The following is a 1,546-nucleotide window of genomic DNA, read 5'->3' as shown; positions in this document are numbered from 1 at the left end:
GGTTCAGCAGCTGTCGGAGCAACACTTCGCCGGGCGCGGCGCGCCCCTGTAGGCCGAGGAAGGTTTCCAAGAAGCCCGGTGGCGGGCGGTATTCCACCACCCGGGGTGTGCCCTCGATCCCGCCCAGCTCGGCGGCGCGGGCGATCGCATCCGGCAGGTTGCCCAGGCTGTCAACCAATCCCAGGCGCTGGGCCTGCTCGCCAGTGTACACCCGTCCGTCGGCCAGCGTGCGCACCTCATCCTCGGACATCCCCCTGCCCTCGGCCACGACTCCCACGAAATCCTGGTAGGCATCATCGATGATCCCCTGCCAGATCGCAATATCCTTGTCATTCATCTCGCGGAACAGGCTGCCGCTATCCTTGAACTCACCGCTGACAATCGTCGTCACGCTGACACCATTCTCTTCCAGGAACTTTTCAAGGTGGATGAACTGGCTGATCACCCCGATCGAACCGGTGAGCGTGTTGCGGTTGGCAAAGATTTCGTCGGCGGGAGCGCTGATGAAGTAGCCGCCGCTGGCCGCCAACTCACCCATCGACACCACCACCGGCTTGGTCATGGCCAGCATCTGCTGATGGATCTCATCCGACCCCACGACGCCGCCCCCTGGGGAGTCGACCCGCAGCACAATGGCCTTGACGGCGGGATCGCCTTCGGCCTGCTGCAAGTAGTCGATCACCCGGCCGCTGTAGACCGTGCCACTGCTCGAGGTCAGCTGGTCCGCTCGCCCCGAGGCGATCACGCCTTCCACCGGGATCACGCCGACCGCCTCCCCGAAGCCGACGGGGACTGACGCCGACCCGCCACTGGCGACCCGCCACAGCAGCGCACACGCCGCCAGAGCCAGGGCCACGATCACCACCACCAGCACCACGATCATCCACGTACGCCGACTGCGCATCGATCACCCACCTTCTGTTGCTGCTCGCAGGAATCGCCCTAAGAACTGGATGCTATCACACTCATGACGCCGAAGGAGATTCCAACGGGAATCCGGTTGCTCTCATCGGTTCGGCGTCGGCACGGCGCCGGGCCAGCAGATGCAGGCCGGCGAGCGACAGCATCAGCACCAGCAGCGCCAGAAGCTGCGCCTGACGCAGCCCCACCAGATACAGGCTGTCGCCCCGAAACGCCTCAAGCACCAGCCTGCTGGCGCTGGCCAGGCTGAGCCAGCCCAGCGCCAGCTCGCCGGCGAACGCCCGCCGGTCCTGCAAGCGGATGACGACCAGCAGAATCGCCAGCGAAGTCAGCAGCTCATACAGCTGGGATGGGTGCCGCCGGGCGCCCCACAGCTCGATTCCCCAGGGGATGTCGGCCGGCGAGCCGAAGGCATCTCCGGAGGCCAGATGCGACAGGGCGAAGAAGACGGAGAACAGCGCCGCGCCGGCTGTCAGCGCGTCCAGCGTCGGCCACAGCGGCAGTCCTTTGCGCTGGCCGTAGATGACCGCCGCCAGCACGCCGGCGGCGGCGCCCTCCAAAGCCGAGAAGGCGGAGAGATTCAGCGACAGGATCCCCTGCGGGTCCTCCAGATAGACCGGTGCAT

Annotated in this window: 2 protein-coding genes; both read right to left on the bottom strand. The window is 66.3% G+C overall.

Features of this window, described 5'->3' with window-relative positions; genetic code table 11:
* Positions 1 to 904: signal peptide peptidase SppA (gene sppA, locus MUO23_04035; GenBank protein MCJ7512120.1), on the bottom strand; the 904-nt coding region annotated here is incomplete at its 3' end.
* 61 nt (positions 905 to 965) lie between these two features.
* Positions 966 to 1,546: prolipoprotein diacylglyceryl transferase (locus tag MUO23_04030; protein MCJ7512119.1), on the bottom strand; the 581-nt coding region annotated here is incomplete at its 5' end.

The organism is Anaerolineales bacterium, assembly GCA_022866145.1.
GTDB lineage: Bacteria > Chloroflexota > Anaerolineae > Anaerolineales > E44-bin32 > PFL42.
The sequence above is the reverse complement of the archived record's forward strand: the minus strand, read 5'-3'. Positions and strand labels throughout refer to the sequence as shown.